15 protein-coding genes are annotated in these 16,377 nt (G+C 66.8%); 9 read left to right on the top strand and 6 right to left on the bottom strand.

Translation table 11 applies throughout. From position 1 onward, the window contains the following. Positions 1-196: 196 nt before the first annotated feature. Positions 197-1,258: a 2-dehydropantoate 2-reductase gene (locus DFO45_RS08495; protein WP_012168995.1), complete on the bottom strand. Its 1,062-nt coding sequence runs from the start codon at positions 1,256-1,258 to the stop codon at positions 197-199. Positions 1,259-1,542: 284 nt separating this feature from the next. Here DFO45_RS08495 and DFO45_RS08490 point away from each other — a divergent pair, with 284 nt between their 5' ends. The 8 genes from DFO45_RS08490 to DFO45_RS08455 all read left to right on the top strand — a co-directional run bounded on the left by DFO45_RS08490 (position 1,543) and on the right by DFO45_RS08455 (position 10,877). After that, positions 1,543-2,394 carry an IclR family transcriptional regulator C-terminal domain-containing protein gene (locus tag DFO45_RS08490; RefSeq protein WP_012168996.1) on the top strand — a complete coding sequence of 284 codons (852 nt, stop codon included), beginning with the start codon at positions 1,543-1,545 and terminating at the stop codon, positions 2,392-2,394. 242 nt (positions 2,395-2,636) lie between these two features. Then, on the top strand, positions 2,637-3,635 hold the full coding sequence (locus DFO45_RS08485) for a tripartite tricarboxylate transporter substrate-binding protein (protein ID WP_133864826.1): 999 nt from the start codon (positions 2,637-2,639) through the stop codon (positions 3,633-3,635). A 270-nt stretch (positions 3,636-3,905) separates the two neighbouring features. Next, entirely contained in the window at positions 3,906-4,607 is a 702-nt protein-coding gene (locus DFO45_RS08480; RefSeq protein WP_043878801.1) for a GntR family transcriptional regulator, read from the top strand. Positions 4,608-4,705: 98 nt separating this feature from the next. Continuing rightward, positions 4,706-6,445, top strand: coding sequence for an oxalyl-CoA decarboxylase (oxc, locus tag DFO45_RS08475; protein WP_133864529.1), 1,740 nt, complete (start codon positions 4,706-4,708; stop codon positions 6,443-6,445). Positions 6,446-6,580: 135 nt separating this feature from the next. Next, positions 6,581-7,861, top strand: a complete 1,281-nt coding sequence (frc, locus tag DFO45_RS08470) for a formyl-CoA transferase (RefSeq protein ID WP_133864528.1) — start codon at positions 6,581-6,583, stop codon at positions 7,859-7,861. A 399-nt stretch (positions 7,862-8,260) separates the two neighbouring features. Beyond that, positions 8,261-9,511 carry a formyl-CoA transferase gene (gene frc, locus DFO45_RS08465; protein ID WP_012169001.1) on the top strand — a complete coding sequence of 417 codons (1,251 nt, stop codon included), beginning with the start codon at positions 8,261-8,263 and terminating at the stop codon, positions 9,509-9,511. 347 nt (positions 9,512-9,858) lie between these two features. Further along, a complete protein-coding gene (locus DFO45_RS08460; protein ID WP_043878802.1) occupies positions 9,859-10,065 on the top strand; it encodes a YqaE/Pmp3 family membrane protein in 207 nt (68 codons plus the stop codon). A gap of 38 nt (positions 10,066-10,103) precedes the next feature. Continuing rightward, positions 10,104-10,877, top strand: a complete 774-nt coding sequence (locus DFO45_RS08455) for a fumarylacetoacetate hydrolase family protein (protein ID WP_133864527.1) — start codon at positions 10,104-10,106, stop codon at positions 10,875-10,877. Between the two features lie 66 nt (positions 10,878-10,943). On the opposite strand, the gene DFO45_RS08450 is transcribed toward DFO45_RS08455, so the two are convergent. Both DFO45_RS08450 and DFO45_RS08445 read right to left on the bottom strand, forming a co-directional pair. Continuing rightward, complete coding sequence (locus tag DFO45_RS08450) at positions 10,944-12,755, bottom strand: ATP-binding cassette domain-containing protein (RefSeq protein ID WP_133864526.1); 1,812 nt, start codon at positions 12,753-12,755, stop codon at positions 10,944-10,946. A gap of 413 nt (positions 12,756-13,168) precedes the next feature. Beyond that, complete coding sequence (locus DFO45_RS08445) at positions 13,169-13,348, bottom strand: DUF465 domain-containing protein (RefSeq protein ID WP_043878803.1); 180 nt, start codon at positions 13,346-13,348, stop codon at positions 13,169-13,171. Positions 13,349-13,507: 159 nt separating this feature from the next. Between DFO45_RS08445 and DFO45_RS08440 the strand changes: the two genes are divergently transcribed. Next, entirely contained in the window at positions 13,508-13,714 is a 207-nt protein-coding gene (locus DFO45_RS08440; protein ID WP_012169005.1) for a DUF465 domain-containing protein, read from the top strand. Between the two features lie 30 nt (positions 13,715-13,744). Here the strand turns inward: DFO45_RS08440 and DFO45_RS08435 are convergent, their stop codons facing one another. The 3 genes from DFO45_RS08435 to DFO45_RS08425 all read right to left on the bottom strand — a co-directional run bounded on the left by DFO45_RS08435 (position 13,745) and on the right by DFO45_RS08425 (position 16,370). Then, complete coding sequence (locus tag DFO45_RS08435) at positions 13,745-14,422, bottom strand: GntR family transcriptional regulator (RefSeq protein ID WP_166657078.1); 678 nt, start codon at positions 14,420-14,422, stop codon at positions 13,745-13,747. A 1-nt stretch (position 14,423) separates the two neighbouring features. Further along, the gene (locus DFO45_RS08430; RefSeq protein WP_043878804.1) at positions 14,424-15,113 is read right to left on the bottom strand and encodes a DUF2848 domain-containing protein; all 690 of its coding nucleotides are present in this window, start codon (positions 15,111-15,113) and stop codon (positions 14,424-14,426) included. An 81-nt stretch (positions 15,114-15,194) separates the two neighbouring features. Next, positions 15,195-16,370 carry an ABC transporter substrate-binding protein gene (locus DFO45_RS08425; RefSeq protein WP_012169008.1) on the bottom strand — a complete coding sequence of 392 codons (1,176 nt, stop codon included), beginning with the start codon at positions 16,368-16,370 and terminating at the stop codon, positions 15,195-15,197. Between the last annotated feature and the right edge of the window lie 7 nt (positions 16,371-16,377).

The raw sequence follows: 16,377 nt of genomic DNA, 5'->3' as shown, positions 1-16,377 counted from the left end.
CCAGCTTTCGGCGCCGGGGATCTCCCTGGCGCGGACGGGCTGGGATGAGGTTTGGGCGCGCGGGCGCGGCAAAACCTCATCCCAGACATCGCGACAGCCTCCCGGACCAAAAAGAACGCCGGCCCCCCGAAGGAGTGCCGGCGCAGTTGGCTTGGAGGTGTAAGGCGTCGCCGGAGGGCAGACCCTCCGGCAGATCTCAGTGCCGCGCGGCCATCTTGCCCGTGGAGGCATGAAGGTCCGCCGCCCGCAGGTCGGCCGCGGTGAGCGGCGGGGTCGACAGATGATCGCCGATGCCGGCGGTGGCGGCGCGCTGGCGCACGAGGGCCAGAACCACGTCGAGCGTCGGGGTGGGCACATCCACCATGCGGCCCATTTCCTGAACCACGGTCACCAGCGGATCGATCTCCATGGGGCGCCCGCGCTCCAGATCCTGGAGCATGGAGGTCTTGTGCGCACCCACCGCGCCGGCGCCGTTGATGCGGCGCTCCACGTCCACGCGGAAGCTCACGCCGAGACGGGTGGCGATCTCCTGCGCCTCCAGCATCATCGCCTTGGCCACCGAGCGGGTGTCCGGATCGGCGGCGATCACTTCGAGGGTGGCGTTGGTGAGGGCGCTGATGGGGTTGAAGCAGAGGTTGCCCCACAGCTTCAGCCACATCTCGTCGCGGATGTGATCCACCACCGGCGCGCGCAGGCCGGCGGAATTCATGAGATCGCTCAGGCGCTGGATGCGCTCGGTGCGCTCACCGGACGGCTCGCCGATGGGGAACTTGTCGCCGTAGATGTGCTGGATGACGCCGGGCTCCACCACTTCGGTGGCGGGATAGACGATGCAGCCGATGGCGCGCTCGGGGCGCAGCACGTCCCACTGCTTTCCACCCGGATCGATGCTCTCCAGCGTCCGGCCTTCCAGCGGGCCGCCGTGCTTGTAGAAATACCAGTAGGGCACGCCGTTGACGGCGGTGACGACGCTGGTGTCGTTGCCGAGCAGGGGGCGCATGCGCTCCACCACGCCGGGGACGGAATGGGCCTTGAGGGAGATGAAGACGTAATCCTGCGGGCCGAGCTCCGCCGGATCATCGCTGGCGTTCACGCGGGCGACGCGCTCTTCCCCGTTGATGAGGAGCTTCACGCCGTTCTGTCGCATGGCTTCGAGATGGGCACCACGCGCCACGAGGCTGACCTCCGCGCCGGCATTGGCCAGCTGAACGCCGAGATAGCCGCCGATGGCCCCCGCCCCATAGATGCACACCTTCATTCCAGCGTCTCCTCGTCTTTTGAATGGAATATTTTGTATGCCACCGCGTGACGCGGACGCGGCCTTCGAAGCCGATGAATAAGAGGATAGCCGTGAGATTAATTTCCGTCACGTGGAAAAATGCAGCGCCTGTCGGAAAAATCGTTTTAAAAGCCGGGCCGCCCTCGTCTTCCGCAAGGGCATTTCCGGCTGTGTGAAACGGCCGCGCGCCCTTGCAAAATCAGCGCTGGCGGCAGAAGTTGAGCCCCGTCGGCGGCACGCCGGCCGCTCGCCTGGAGCCCTGAATGCCCGATACGGATCTTGCCCCCCGCCGTCGCGGACGTCCGGCCTCCACGTCGCCGGACGGAGGCGCCGAGGTCCAGTCGCTGGACCGGGCGATCCATCTCCTGCGCATCCTCGCCGAAGCCGACGGCATGAGCCTCACGGACGTGGCCCGCCGCGCGGAACTGCCGGCCTCCACGACCCATCGCCTGCTGGCGACGCTCCAGAAGCGCCAACTGGTCAATCATGATGCGGAAACCGGCCTGTGGACCGTGGGGCTGGGCCTGTTCCGCATCGGCGCGGCCTATCTGCGCATCCGCAAGCTGCCGGACATCGGCCGCCCGGTCATCCGCCGCCTGCTGCATGATGCGGACGAAACGGTGAACCTCTCCATGTTCGACGGCGCCGAACTGGTGGTGGTCGGGCAGGCGGAAGGCCATGCCAGCGTGCGCGCCTTCTTCCGTCTCGGCCAGCGGCTCCCGCTCCACGCGACCGCCGCCGGCAAGAGCATCCTCGCCGCCGCCGGCCCCGCCTTCCGCGGCGCGCTGCTGGCGCAGGTGCGCTACGAGCCGCTGGGCGTGCGCACCCACCGAACCGAGCGCGCCCTCATGGACGACATCGCCCAGATCATCGAGCGCGGCTATGCGGTGGACAATGAGGAGCACACCACCGGCATGCGGGCCGTGGCGGCGGCCATCTACAACGAATGGCGCGAACCCATTGGGGCGGTGTCCGTCTCCGGTCCTTCCGGTCGAATGACGGACGATCGCGTCGCCCGGCTCGGACGCCTCATCACCGCCGCCGCCGACCAGATGACGCGCCTGTATTCCGGCGCCGACGAGACCTTGCCGCCGGATTTCGCGACATATCGCTGACTATGTGCTCAACGGTCATTGATGCGCTCCGCCGTTACATCGTCTTTTCCTGTGGGCACGGTTCAATCCCACCGTTCTTTTGACGATTGGCAGTAAAGGGCGCGCCCGCGGGCGTTGCATCCCGTGGAGGGGAGCGTTTAGGCTTCCGGGCGGCCATCGGAGAGGTTTTCCGGCGGCCTGCGATCCGCTCCGGCCAGAGGGTGGACGTGACCGGGAGGAAAAGCCGAATGTCCCGCGCTCTCATGCGTCGTCTCCACCGATGGTCCCTCGGCGCGCTCGCCGCACTCTGTCTTGCGCCCGCGGCGGCTCAGGCTTGGCAGCCGACGAAGACCGTGGAACTGGTGGTGCCGGCGGGCGTCGGCGGCGGCGCCGACCAGATGGCGCGGGTCATTCAGGGAATCATCCAGAAGCATGGCCTGATGGCGCAGCCCCTGGTGGTGGTGAACCGTCCGGGCGGGGCGGGCGCCCAGGGCTTCCTGGAGATGAAGGGCGCAGCGGGCGACCCCCACAAGATCCTGATCAGCCTGTCCAACGTCTTCACCACACCGCTCGCCACCGGCGCGCCCTTCCGCTGGGACGAACTGACCCCGGTGGCCATGCTGGCGCTGGACGAGTTCATCCTCTGGGTGAACGCCAAGGCGTCCTACAGCGACGTGGCGGGCTTTGTCGCCGCCCTCAAGGCGGCACCCCCCGGTGCCGAGTTCAAGATGGGCGGCACCGGCTCCAAGCAGGAAGACCAGATCATCACCGCTGCCATCGAGCAGAAGACCGGTGGCCGCTTCATTTACGTGCCCTACAAGGGCGGTGGAGACGTGGCGACCCAACTGGTGAAGGGGCAGATCACCGCGTCCGTGAACAATCCCATTGAGGCTGTGACGCAGTGGCGGGCCGGCGAGGTGAGACCGCTCTGCGTCTTCGACGACGAGCGCCTGCCCTATAAGGAGCCCGTGGTCGGTCAGACCTCGTGGGCCGATATCGCCACCTGCAAGGAGGCCGGTCTCGATATCGAATATCTGATGCTGCGCGGCATCTTCGGCCCGCCGCGCCTGACCGCCGATCAGGTCGGTTATTATGTGGAACTTTTCCGCCGGGTGCGCGAGACGCCCGAGTGGAGGGAGTTCATGCAGCGCGGCGCCTTCAACACGAGCGCCCTCACCGGCAATGATTACAAGACGTGGCTCAGCAAGGCGGCGGACAGCCACCGCTCGCTGATGGAAACCGCCGGCTTCATCGTCCGCTGAGGCGTCGGCCGCATTCGGCCTCTCTGAAACAATCGCCCACGTTCAGAGGCATCTAGGGGAGGGGCCGCGGGTCCCTCCCGAGGCTGTGATGGCCTCGGCCGGGCGGCCCTGATCCCCGCAACTCCCCGTCCCCGCTGGATTTTTGCTGCACCGCGCAATTTTTTCCGCGGCGCCCAGGGATTGCGTGCTCTGCTAGCATACAGTACACAGTATTTCACCGACGGCATACGCCCGACAGAAGGCGCCGCCACAGGGAAGGGAACAGGGCTCGTGGATCAGGTCGCAGACACGCCCAAGCTCAATGTCGAACCCCTCGGGGCGAGTTCGAGCCTGCGCGCCTTGGCCTATGATGCTCTTAAGCGGGCCATTACGGAAATGGACATTTACGGCAGCAACACCGACATCCGGCTGGACGAGCGTCAGCTCTCCGAGGATCTCGGCGTGAGCCGGACCCCCATCCGCGAAGCCATGACGGTGCTGGAGCAGGAAGGCTTCGTGCGGTCTGTCCCCCGGCGGGGCATCTTCGTGGTGCGCAAGACCAAGCGCCAGCTGGTGGAAATGATCACCGTCTGGGCGGCGCTGGAAAGCATGGCGGCGCGCCTCGCCGCGACCCGTGCGACGGCGGCGGACCTCGCGTCCCTGCGCAGGCTCTTCAACGATTTCGAGGCCGAACGCCCGGCCGCGCACGTGCCCGAATATTCCAAGGCGAACATCGCCTTCCATCAGGCCATCATCCGCATGGGCGGCAGCGCGCTCATCGTGGACATGACCGAGAACCTGTTCCTGCACATGCGGGCCATCCGCACGGTCTCCATCCAGCAGGACAACCGCTCCGACGTCTCCATGCAGGAGCACATGGCCATCATCGATGCGCTCGAGGCGCGCGACCCCGAGCGCGCCGAGCGCCTGGTGCGCGAGCACACGATGGCGCTGGCCGCTCTCGTGGAGAAGCACGGCCAGTTTCCAGAATAGAGGCCGTTGCGGCCTTTGACGGTCCGCCGGTCCGCCGGCGCCCGACGCTTTGAGATCGCTTTTAGCCGGTATCCGAAGAACATCCGGGAGGACGCGGAATGTCCGCAGTTGCACAGAGGGTCGAAACCGAAGCCGATGCCCAGCAGGAGCTGACCGACGGCTTCCATCTTGTCATCGATGCGCTGAAACTCAACGGCATCGAGACCATCTACGGTGTGCCGGGCATCCCGATCACGGATCTCGGGCGCATGGCGCAGGCCGAAGGCATCCGCGTCGTCTCCTTCCGCCACGAGCAGAATGCGGGCAACGCCGCCGCCATCGCCGGCTTCCTCACCAAGAAGCCGGGCGTCTGCCTCACGGTGTCCGCGCCGGGCTTCCTCAACGGCCTGACCGCGCTCGCCAACGCGACCACCAACTGCTTCCCGATGATCCTCATCTCGGGCTCCTCCGAGCGCGAGATCGTCGACCTGCAGCAGGGCGACTATGAGGAGATGGACCAGCTCGCCATCGCCAAGCCGCTCTGCAAGGCCGCCTTCCGCGTGCTGCATGCGGCCGACATCGGCATCGGCGTCGCCCGCGCCATCCGCGCGGCCGTTTCCGGCCGTCCCGGTGGCGTCTATCTCGACCTGCCCGCGAAGCTCTTCTCGCAGGTGATGGATGCCGCCGCCGGCGAGAAATCGCTGGTGAAGGTCATCGATCCGGCCCCGGCCCAGATTCCCGGCCCGGCGGCTGTGGATCGCGCCATCAACCTGCTGAAGGGTGCCAAGCGCCCGCTCATCATCCTCGGCAAGGGCGCCGCTTATGCCCAGGCCGACGAGGAAATCCGCGCCTTCATCGAGAAGAGCGGCATTCCCTTCCTGCCCATGAGCATGGCCAAGGGCCTGCTGCCCGACACCCACCCGCAGTCCGCCGGCGCCGCGCGTTCGACCGCGCTGAAGGACTCCGACGTGGTGATCCTGCTCGGCGCCCGCCTGAACTGGCTGCTCTCGCACGGCAAGGGCAAGACCTGGGGCGAGCCCGGTTCCAAGCAGTTCATCCAGGTGGACATCGAGCCGAAGGAGATGGACTCCAACGTCGAGATCGCCGCCCCGCTCGTGGGTGACATCGGCTCGGTGGTCTCCGCCCTGCTCGACCGGATCGACGGCTCCTGGCAGGCGCCGCCCGCGGACTGGATCGAGTCGATCCGCTCCAAGAAGGAAGCCAACATCGCCAAGATGGCGCCGAAGCTTCTCAAGAACTCCTCCCCGATGGACTTCCACGGCGCGCTCGGCTCGCTGAAGAAGGTCATCGCCGAGCGTCCCGACGCGATCCTCGTCAACGAGGGCGCCAACACCCTCGACCTCGCCCGCGGCATCATCGACATGTACCAGCCGCGCAAGCGCCTGGACGTGGGCACCTGGGGCGTGATGGGCATCGGCATGGGCTTCGCCATCGCGGCGGCCGTCGAGACCGGCAAGCCGGTTCTGGCGGTGGAAGGCGACAGCGCCTTCGGCTTCTCCGGCATGGAGGTGGAGACCATCTGCCGCTACGACCTGCCGGTCACCATCGTCATCTTCAACAACAACGGCATCTACCGCGGCACGGACACCGATCCGACCGGCCGCGATCCGGGCACCACGGTGTTCGTGAAGGACAGTCGTTACGACAAGATGATGGAAGCCTTCGGCGGTGTGGGCGTGAACGTCACCACCCCCGACGAGCTCTATCGCGCGGTCAGCGCCGCCATGGACAGTGGCAAGCCGACGCTCATCAACGCCGTCATCGATCCGGCGGCGGGCAGCGAGAGCGGCAACATCGGCAGCCTCAACCCGCAGAGCGTGGTGGTGCGCAAGAAGTGAGCGCGCACTCGGTCTGAAACGACTTCAAGTCACCCCGGGCGGGACCTTCGGGCCCCGCCTTCCTCTCCCCCCGCGTTGACCAACGAACACCCAAGCGTTGCTTAAGGCGCGTGCGGAAAGGATATGAGGGAAGCCATGGGCAAGGCGTTAGACGGCGTCCGCATTCTCGATTTCACCCACGTTCAGTCGGGACCCACCTGCACGCAGCTGCTGGCCTGGTTCGGCGCCGACGTGATCAAGGTGGAGCGCCCCGGCGAGGGCGACGTGACGCGCACCCAGCTGCGCGACGTGCCGAATGCCGACAGCCTCTATTTCACCATGCTGAATTCGAACAAGCGTTCGATCACGCTCGACACCAAGAACGCCGAGGGCAAGAAGGTGCTCGAGGATCTGGTGAAGGTGTGCGACGTGCTGGTTGAGAACTTCGCTCCGGGCGCGCTTGACCGCATGGGCTTCACCTGGGAGCGCCTTCAGGAAATCAATCCCCGCATCATCCTCGCGTCCGTGAAGGGCTTCGGCCCCGGTCCGTTCGAGGACTGCAAGGTCTATGAGAACGTTGCCCAATGCACCGGCGGCGCGGCGTCCACCACGGGCTTCCGCGACGGCCTGCCCATGGTCACCGGCGCGCAGATCGGCGACAGCGGCACGGGCCTCCACCTCGCGCTCGGCATCGTCACCGCCCTCTATCAGCGCGAGCATACCGGCCGCGGCCAGAAGGTGCTGGCGGCCATGCAGGACAGCGTGCTCAACCTCTGCCGCGTGAAGGTGCGCGACCAGCAGCGCCTCTCCCGCGGTCCGCTGCGCGAATACAGCCAGTTCGGCGAGGGCGTGCCCTTTGGCGAGGCGGTGCCGCGCGCCGGCAATGACAGCGGCGGCGGCCAGCCCGGCCGCATCCTGAAGTGCAAGGGCTGGGAGCACGATCCCAACGCCTATCTCTATTTCATCACCCAGGCCCCGGTCTGGGAGAAGATCTGCGACGTGATCGGCGAGCCGACCTGGAAGACCGATCCGAACTACGCGACGGCCGCGGCGCGCCTGCCGCATCTCAATGAGATCTTCACGCGGATCGAAGCCTGGACCATGGCCCACACCAAGTTCGAGGCCATGGAGATCCTCAACCAGTACGACATTCCGTGCGGCCCGATCCTCTCCATGAAGGAGATCATCGAGGACGACTCGCTCTACGCCACCGGCACGCTGGTGGAGGTCGAGCATCCGGTGCGCGGCGCCTATGTCACCGTCGGCAACCCCATCAAGCTGTCGGACAACGACGTGCCGGTGGAGCGCTCACCGCTGCTGGGCGAGCACACGGAGGAAATTCTCGCGACCGTGCTCGGCTTCGATGCCGACCGCATCGCGGAAGTGAAGCATTCCGGCGCGGTGGGGCTGAGCCCCGTGCGCCAGGCGGCCGAATAGGCGCCGAACGTTCTGGTGCCCGCGCCGCAAGGACGGGTGCCGCCGGGCGCGAGCCCGCACGAAGAGGACCTTGGGGCGCTTCGCCGGATGACCTCCGGATCAACGGGGCGCCCTTCGGAACGGCCCGGCCGGCCTGTCCCTCAAGGGCGGGAGGCGGGTCCGCCGTCCGCGGCAGGCTGACCCGGTCAGCCTCCAGGGCGGCAGACCGGCGGCGCGCGGGCCCGCTTGCGAAACGAGACGTCGAGTTCGGCTAAGCCAACCCCAGTAGTGGCCTTGTCCGGTGCGATCCGTTCTCTTCCGCAATGGGCCCGATCCGCTTGCTGCCATCAGAAGAGTCGTGACGCCAGCAGTTCGCTTCCGCGCGACGCGCGAAGCAAGACGTTGAAAGGGAGAATGCACATGTCGAAGCCACTCGAGGGTATCAAGATCATCGACTTCACCCATGTGCAGGCCGGCCCCGCCTGCACGCAGCTGCTGGCCTGGTTCGGCGCTGACGTGATCAAGGTGGAGCGTCCGGGCGCCGGCGACGTGACCCGCAGCCAGCTGCGCGACATTTCCAACGCCGACGCGCTCTACTTCACCATGCTGAACTCCAACAAGCGCTCGCTCACCCTGGACACCAAGACCCCCCAGGGCAAGGAAGTGCTCACGAAGCTCATCAAGGAGAGCGACGTGCTGGTGGAGAACTTCGGTCCCGGCGCGCTGGACCGCATGGGCTTCACCTGGGAGCACATCAAGGAGCTCAACCCCGGCATGATCGTCGCCTCGGTGAAGGGCTTCTCCGACGGCCACCACTATGAAGACCTGAAGGTGTACGAGAACGTCGCGCAGTGCGCTGGCGGCGCCGCCTCCACCACCGGCTTCTGGGATGGCCCGCCCACCGTTTCGGCGGCTGCGCTCGGTGACAGCAACACCGGCATGCACCTCGCCATCGGCATCCTCACGGCGCTGCACGCCCGCAACAAGACCGGCAAGGGCCAGAAGGTCGCCGTGTCCATGCAGGACTCCGTCATCAACCTCTGCCGCGTGAAGCTGCGCGACCAGCAGCGCCTCGACCGCGTCGGCTACCTCGAGGAGTATCCGCAGTATCCGCACGGCACCTTCTCGGATGTCGTGCCGCGCGGCGGCAATGCGGGCGGCGGCGGCCAGCCCGGCTGGGTGCTGAAGTGCAAGGGCTGGGAGACCGATCCCAACGCCTACATCTACTTCACCATCCAGGGCCATGCCTGGGCCCCCATCTGCCGCGCCCTCGGCAAGGAAGAGTGGATCGACGATCCGGCCTACAACACGGCGGAAGCCCGTCAGGACAAGATCTTCGAGATCTTCGCCTTCATCGAGGCCTGGCTCGCGGACAAGACCAAGTTCGAGGCGGTGGACATCCTGCGCAAGTTCGACATCCCCTGCGCGCCGGTGCTCACGATGAAGGAGATCGCCAACGATCCGTCCCTGCGTGAGAGCGGCACCATCGTGGAAGTCGATCACAAGCAGCGCGGCAAGTACCTCACCGTCGGTTCGCCCATCAAGTTCTCGGACATGACGGTGGAAATCACCGGCTCGCCGCTGCTGGGTGAGCACACCGACGAAGTGCTGGCCGACCTCGGCTATACCCCCGAGCAGATCAAGGCCCTGCACGAGGCGCGCGCGGTCTGATTGGCGCATCCGGCCGACCGGGTCGATGGACCCGGCCGACCCCGCGTTCGGCCCGCCGCGATAGCGGCGGGCCTTTTCTTCCGGGACGCAGCGACCGCGCGGACCGGCCTGTATCCGATCCTGTTCGACCCCGGCGCGACGGGTTTTCCGCGCGGGGCACGGGCCTGCCGGCTGCCTGAGGCGCCGCGCCCGACTTTTCCGCCCTCAGGGCACCCCATCACTCACCGACCATCGCACCGTCTGCCGCCCGCATCCTGTGGGCGCCTGCCGCAGGGGCCCTCTCGCAAAGTTCCGCCTGCCATCCCATGTTGAGGGGGCCGCGCGCTCGCGCGGCGCAGGAGGGAAGGATGATTGCGATTGCGGTGCTGCTCCCCTGGCTGGCGCTCATGCTGCGCGGCCGGATCTTTCAGGGGATCCTGTGCCTGGTGCTCCAGATCACGCTGATCGGCTGGCTGCCGGCGGCCATCTGGGCGGTGGTGGTTGTGAACAACGACAATGAGGAACGCCGGCATCGCGAGCTGATGGCGAGCCTCAACGGCCAACGCACGCGCTGACGCCGCCCTCCCGCGGCGGGCGCCACGGGAGGGACATCATGGCAAAATGGGTGCGGTTCACGGATGGTGCGGCGACGGGCTTCGGCCGCGTCGAGGGCGACCAGATCGCGGTACATGCGGGCGACATGTTCGGCACGGCGCAGCCGACGGGCGAGACCCGCCCGCTCGCGGGCGCGCAACTCGCCGCGCCCTGCGATCCCACCAAGATCATCGCGCTGTGGAACAACTTCCACGGCCTCGCGGCCAAGCTGAACGTGGCCGAGCCGGCCGAGCCGCTCTATCTGCTGAAGTCCACCACGACCGTCGCCGCCCCTGATGCCGAAGTGCGCCGTCCGCCGGCCTATTCGGGCAAGACGGTCTATGAGGGCGAACTCGGCATCGTCATCGGCAGGACCGCCCGCAACATCAGCGAGAACGAGGCGGCCGAACACATCTTCGGCTACACGATCGTCAACGATCTGACCGCCGCCGACATCCTGAACAAGGATCCCACCTTCCCGCAGTGGGCGCGGGCGAAGGGCTTCGACGGCTATGGTCCGTTCGGCCCCTGGATCGTCACCGACCTCGATCCCGCCACGGCCAGCGTGCGCACCGTGCTCAACGGCGCCGAGCGGCAGAACTATCCGCTCTCGGACATGATCTTCCCGCCGGCGAAGCTGGTGGCGCTGCTGTCGCAGGACATGACACTCAATCCGGGCGATCTGATCGCCTGCGGCACGTCCATCGGCGTCGGCTCCATGAAGGAGCCGCGTAACGAGGTGGACGTCAGCATCGATGGCATCGGCACGCTGCGCACCATCTTCGTGCAGTAGCCGCCGTGTTGGCGGGACCGCGGGCGGGTGTCCGCGCGCGGTCCGCAAGCCCTGAGGTAAGGAGCTTCAGCCCCCCAGTTCTTCCTTCAGGATTTCGAGGCGCAGCCATTCTTCCTCGGCCGCCTCGATGTCCGCATGGATCTTGCCGAGCGCGGTGCTCGCCTTCTCGAAGGCGGCGGGGTCCTTGGCATAGAGGTACGGGTCGGCGATCTTCTTTTCCAGCACCGCCGCGTCTGCCCTGAGCTTGTCCAGCGTCTTGGGCAGGGTTTCGAGGGCGTGCTTCTCGGCAAAGCTCAGGCGGCGCTTGGCCTCCTTCGGCTTGCCCGCGGCGGGCGCCGCCGCTGGGGACGCCTTACCCTCGGCTTTCGCCTTGGCCTTGGCTTCCACGCCGTGGCCGCGCTGGTTCACCATATCCGAATAGCCGCCGGCATATTCGGAGAAGACGCCATCGCCCTCCGCCGCGATCACCGAGGTGACCGTGCGGTCGAGGAAGTCACGGTCGTGGCTCACCAGAATGACCGTGCCGGGATAGTCGGCCACCATCTCCTGCAAGAGGTCCAGCGTCTCGAGGTCGAGATCGTTGGTCGGCTCGTCGAGCACCAGCAGGTTGGACGGCAGGGCCAGAGCGCGCGCCAGCATCAGCCGGCCGCGCTCGCCGCCCGAGAGCACGGAGAGGGGCGAATTGGCCTGCTCGGGCGTGAAGAGGAAGTCCTTCAGATAACCCATCACGTGCTTGGGCTGGCCGCCGACCATCACCGTATCGCTGCCCCCGCCGGTGAGGGCATCGCGCAGCGTGGTCTCGGGGCGGAGCGCCGCGCGCTTCTGGTCCAGCGAGGCGATCTCGAGATTGGAGCCCAGCTTCACCGACCCGCTGTCCGGCTTCAGCGTGCCGATCAGCATCTTGAGCAGCGTGGTCTTGCCGGCGCCGTTGGGGCCGACGATGCCGATGCGGTCGCCCCTCGCGATGCGGGTGGAGAAGTCGCGCACCACGCTCACGCCGTCGAAGGCCTTGGCGATGGCCCTCGCCTCGATCACCAGCTTGCCGGAGGTCTCCGCCTCGGTGACCGTGATCTTCACATTGCCCTGGGCGCGGCGCACCTCGCGACGGTCCTTGCGCATGGCGTGCAGGTCGCCGAGGCGGCGCACATTGCGTTTGCGCCGGGCGGTGACGCCATAGCGCAGCCAATCCAGCTCCGCGACAATCTTGCGGTCGAGCTTGTGGCGGTCGGTTTCTTCCTGCTCCAGCACCTGATCGCGCCAGGCCTCGAAGGCGCCGAAGCCCTGATCGAGCCGTCGCGTGGTGCCGCGATCGAGCCAGACGGTGGCGCGGGAGAGGTTTTCGAGGAAGCGCCGGTCATGGGAGATCAGCACGAGGGCCGAGCGCAGGCTCTTCAGCTCGCTTTCCAGCCACTCGATGGCGGGCAGGTCGAGATGGTTGGTCGGCTCGTCCAGCATGAGGACGTCCGGTTCGGGCGCGATGACGCGCGCCAAGGCCGCCCGGCGGGCTTCGCCGCCAGACAGATGCGCCGGGTCTTCCTGACCCGTCAGGCCGAGCTGCTCCAGCAGATACTGGGCGCGATAGTGGTCGTCGCCCGGCCCGAGACCGGCTTCCACATAGGCCAAGGTGGTCGCGAAGCCGGTGAAATCCGGCTCCTGCGGCAGATAGCGGACGGTCGCGCCCGGCTGGAAGAAGCGCGTGCCGTCATCCGGCTCCAGCAGGCCCGCCGCCACCTTCAGCAGCGTGGACTTGCCCGAGCCGTTCCGGCCCACGAGGCACAAACGCTCGCCCGGGGCCACGGAAAGCTCCGCGCCGTCGAGGAGAGGCGTCGCGCCAAAGCGCAGGTGAATGTCTTGCAGCAGGACGAGAGGAGGAGCCATGGCGCGGAATTAGCCTTCCTTGCGCGTGAACGCAAAGGCTGTCTCCGCAGGACCGCCTGTCCTGCTGCTCGCACGGCTTCGCCCGCGCGCATCCTCTGAAACGACCGCGCCCCGGCGCGGGCAGGCATCTCCCCGAAGCGGGCGGACCATGGCCACCGACTGCCGGCCGGTTTGCACGAGGTCCGCGATCCTTCCGGGCGATCGCTACCCGCACTTAAACCGCGAACCACCGGACGAGATCCGTCGAACGCGGCAGGAGCGCATGACGCCGCCTTTCGGGCGAACGGCCTCGTCGAGGAAGGGACGATCAGCCTGCACTGAGGCAGATCATGCCGCGTTCCGTCGACGGGACGCACGCGCCCGAGGGACGGCTGGTGGGGCTCAGCACCCCACGCCGTTTGCGATGAGGATGATCAGTGGAGGGTAGCTTCGCCGCGAAGCTTGGTGATCTGATCCTTCAGAGCCAGCTTCTTGCGCTTCATTTCCGCAAGCTTGGCGGGATCGGCGGCCGGGCTGGCCATCTCGCGGTGGATTTCCGACTCAAGGGCTGCGTGACGACGCTGCAGCTCCTGCAAGTGCGACTGGACGGACATTCTTGGCGTCTCCCTGTCTGCAACGAAGGTCATCCTGTCATGGAGACGGCAAAGAGTCGACTGTCACGGGAGCGACTGAGACGGATGGCCGCTTGCAGGTGCGCAAGGCCGTGCGTTATTCGAAAGGTTCTCGGCTTCAGCGGGGCGCGGCGGAACGGAATGACCAGTGAGGACGAGCGGGAACTGACGGCGTTGTTGGAACGCCTGCGTCAGGAACACCGGGATCTGGATTCGGCCATCGAGGCTCTGACCTCCGTGACCGGCTCCGACGTGTTGCAGATTCAGCGGCTGAAGAAGCGCAAACTGCAGCTCAAGGACCGCATATCACATCTTGAGGATCAGCTGTTTCCAGACATCATCGCGTGAGCGCGGGCGGCGTCCGAAGCGCGGCGTGGCTCAGAGCTGCCGGCTGAGGTTTTCCGCGAACGACAGGATGTGCGCGCGCATCACCGCCTCCGCGCCTTCTGCGTCACGGGCGGAAATGGCGGCGACGATGCCGGCATGCTCCTCCACCACCCGTGCGTGGTGCTGGTGTTCGCGCAGGGAGAGGAACCACACCCGCTGCGAGCGGTCGTGCAGGTTGCTCAGGATGTCGCTCAGGACCGCATTGCCGGCCGCGCTGGCGAGCGCCGCGTGGAAGCGCCGGTCGAGCACCATGAGCGTCTCGATGTCGCTGTCGCGGGCCGCCTTGTGGCTTTGGTCGAGTGTGTCGTTGAGGACGCTGAGCACCGCCTGGTCCGCCCGCTCGGCGGCGAGCCGCGCGCAGAAGCCCTCGTTGAGGAGGCGCACGTGCACCATGTCGCGGATCTCGTCGGCGGTGATGGGGCGCACGATGATGCCCTTGCGCGGCAGCACCTCCACGAGCCCGTCCCGCATGAGCCGGTCGAAGGCTTGTCGCACGGGCGTGCGCCCGAGGCTCAGGGAGGACGAGACGACCGCCTCGCTCAGCGCCTCTCCCGGCCGGTAGAGGCCGCGGATGATGCGCTGCTTGATGATGTCATAGGCTTCTTCGCGCAGCGAGCGCGGCGCCGCTTCGGCTTCAAGCGAGCGGAAGGAGGCGCCGCGTTCCAGCATGTCAGCCCACCACGGGCAGCACGGCCACGTCATAGCCGTGGCGGATGGTGCGCTTGAGGATCGGGTCCTCGATCTCGAACTCGAAGCGCTCGGCCGGGCGGATGCCGCCGATGGCCGCCAGCGTGCCGCAGAACATCACCGAGCCGCCCTTGAGATCGGCCGCCGGGAAGCCGCCGAGGATCTCCTCCGGGGGCAGCATCGCGTTCACCGAACCTTCCTGATAGAGCACCTTCTCGCCGTTGATGACGGCATAGGAGCGCAGGATCAGGCTGTCCCAGTGCGGCAGCACCTCGTCGAGGGACCACAGCTCGGATGCCACCGGCTTGTCGCACATCTGCTTGGAGACCGTGATGTTGTAGGTCTCGACCTTGCGGTCCGTATGGTCGGAGCCGATGCCCAGATAGCGCTTGCCGTCGGCGAGCACGATCATGAATTCGATCTCGCCGGAGGAATCCGGGCCCGTGTTCTCGATGGCGCCGGCCGTGGTGAGGCGGGCAGCGGAGACGCGGTAGTAGATCGGGGTGGAGGCGGGACGCGGCACGCCGAGCTCTTCCAGCTCGTGGATGTGCTTCTCCAGCGCGACCTTGTCGCGGCCGGTCCAGCCGGCGATGACCGCCGTGCGGATCAGCAGGGTTTCCTCGAAGCTGCGGCCGTCGGCATGGATGGTGAAGGTGAGGGCGGTGCCCGTCATGTTCGCTTCCTGAGTACGCGGAAAAAGAAGTGGGACCGGCAGCAAGGGGAGAGAGGGCGCTGCCGGTCCCGCCCGTATGCCTTATTCAGGCATGCGGGTGTCCAGCAAGGTCCACTTTCCGCCCTTGACCTCGAGAATGTAGACCGGCTTCACCGCATCGCCGTCACGGAAGGAGATCTTGCCCTCCAGGGCCTCGAAATCCTTCATCTTGGCGAGCGCGTCGCGCACGCCCGTGCGCTCGGCCACGAGCTTGGCCTTGTCCCCGGTCACGGCGGCGCGCTTCATCGCCTCTGCATAGAGATAGACGATGTCATAGACGGCGGCGTCCATCTGGTTCGGCTCGGTGCGCGGCAGGCCGGCGGCCTTGGTGCGCTTGCCGAACTCGGCCGCGAAGGCCTTGGTCTTGTCGTTCACCTCGGGGAAGAAGGTGGTGCCGATGGTGAGGTTCTCGCCTGCGCCGTCCATGCGCTTGGGCAGTTCGGGATCGGCGATGGTGGTGCCGCCGATGACGCGGGTGGAGACGCCCTGGCGCTTCAGTTCCTTGGCAAGGTTCACCGCGCCTTCCGGCGGCGACCCGAGGCCGACGATGTCGGGGGCCATTTCCTTCAGCTTGGAAACCTGCGGGGAGAGGTCGAAGGCGGCGAGCTGGAAGTCCACCGAGCCCTTCATGGGCACGGAATACTTCTCGAACAGCTTGGGCACCACGAGGGTGCCGATGGACTTCGACACCACGTCGTCCGTCGCATAGGCGGCGGCACCGGAAGCGGCGGGCAGCTTCTTGTCCTTGATGGACGTCATTACCTGGTCGAGGACGATGCCCTCGTCCGTGGTGTTGCGGAAGCCGTAGGAGAAGCCCTTGGTGAGGCCGGGGGCCGAGGAGGCCATGGACATCTGCGCGATGCCGGAGCGCTCGCCCACGGGGAAGGTGGTGCGCACCTCGGAGGAGGAGAACGGGCCGATGACGGCGAGCGCAGAATCGTCCTCCGCAAAGCGGCGGAGCGCGGTGGTGGCCTGCTTGGGATCGCCGGCGGTGTCGAACTTCACCACCTTGATCTTCTTGCCGTTGATCCCGCCCTTGGCGTTGATCTCCTCCACAGCGAGATCGACAGCGATCTCGTTGGTGTTGGCGAGGCTCACATAAGGGCCGCTCTTGGCCATCATGTAACCGAGCACCAGCTCATCGTCGGCCGCGCGGGCCATGGCGGCCGCCGAGACGGCTGCGAGAAGCGTTGCACCGAAAACCAGCGACTTCTTCATGAACCGG

The organism is Azorhizobium sp. AG788 (assembly GCF_004364705.1).
Taxonomy (GTDB): Bacteria; Pseudomonadota; Alphaproteobacteria; order Rhizobiales; family Xanthobacteraceae; genus Azorhizobium; species Azorhizobium caulinodans.
Note: the sequence above shows the minus strand (reverse complement) of the source record. Positions and strands in the feature narration are given on the sequence as shown.

Coding starts and splice junctions, on each gene's coding strand:
- DFO45_RS08495 (WP_012168995.1), bottom strand. CDS start 1,258: ATGAAGGTGTGCATCTATGGGGCGGGGGCCATCGGCGGCTATCTCGGC.
- DFO45_RS08490 (WP_012168996.1), top strand. CDS start 1,543: ATGCCCGATACGGATCTTGCCCCCCGCCGTCGCGGACGTCCGGCCTCC.
- DFO45_RS08485 (WP_133864826.1), top strand. CDS start 2,637: ATGCGTCGTCTCCACCGATGGTCCCTCGGCGCGCTCGCCGCACTCTGT.
- oxc (WP_133864529.1), top strand. CDS start 4,706: ATGTCCGCAGTTGCACAGAGGGTCGAAACCGAAGCCGATGCCCAGCAG.
- frc (WP_133864528.1), top strand. CDS start 6,581: ATGGGCAAGGCGTTAGACGGCGTCCGCATTCTCGATTTCACCCACGTT.
- frc (WP_012169001.1), top strand. CDS start 8,261: ATGTCGAAGCCACTCGAGGGTATCAAGATCATCGACTTCACCCATGTG.
- DFO45_RS08460 (WP_043878802.1), top strand. CDS start 9,859: ATGATTGCGATTGCGGTGCTGCTCCCCTGGCTGGCGCTCATGCTGCGC.
- DFO45_RS08455 (WP_133864527.1), top strand. CDS start 10,104: ATGGCAAAATGGGTGCGGTTCACGGATGGTGCGGCGACGGGCTTCGGC.
- DFO45_RS08450 (WP_133864526.1), bottom strand. CDS start 12,755: ATGGCTCCTCCTCTCGTCCTGCTGCAAGACATTCACCTGCGCTTTGGC.
- DFO45_RS08445 (WP_043878803.1), bottom strand. CDS start 13,348: ATGTCCGTCCAGTCGCACTTGCAGGAGCTGCAGCGTCGTCACGCAGCC.
- DFO45_RS08440 (WP_012169005.1), top strand. CDS start 13,508: ATGACCAGTGAGGACGAGCGGGAACTGACGGCGTTGTTGGAACGCCTG.
- DFO45_RS08435 (WP_166657078.1), bottom strand. CDS start 14,422: ATGCTGGAACGCGGCGCCTCCTTCCGCTCGCTTGAAGCCGAAGCGGCG.
- DFO45_RS08430 (WP_043878804.1), bottom strand. CDS start 15,113: ATGACGGGCACCGCCCTCACCTTCACCATCCATGCCGACGGCCGCAGC.
- DFO45_RS08425 (WP_012169008.1), bottom strand. CDS start 16,370: ATGAAGAAGTCGCTGGTTTTCGGTGCAACGCTTCTCGCAGCCGTCTCG.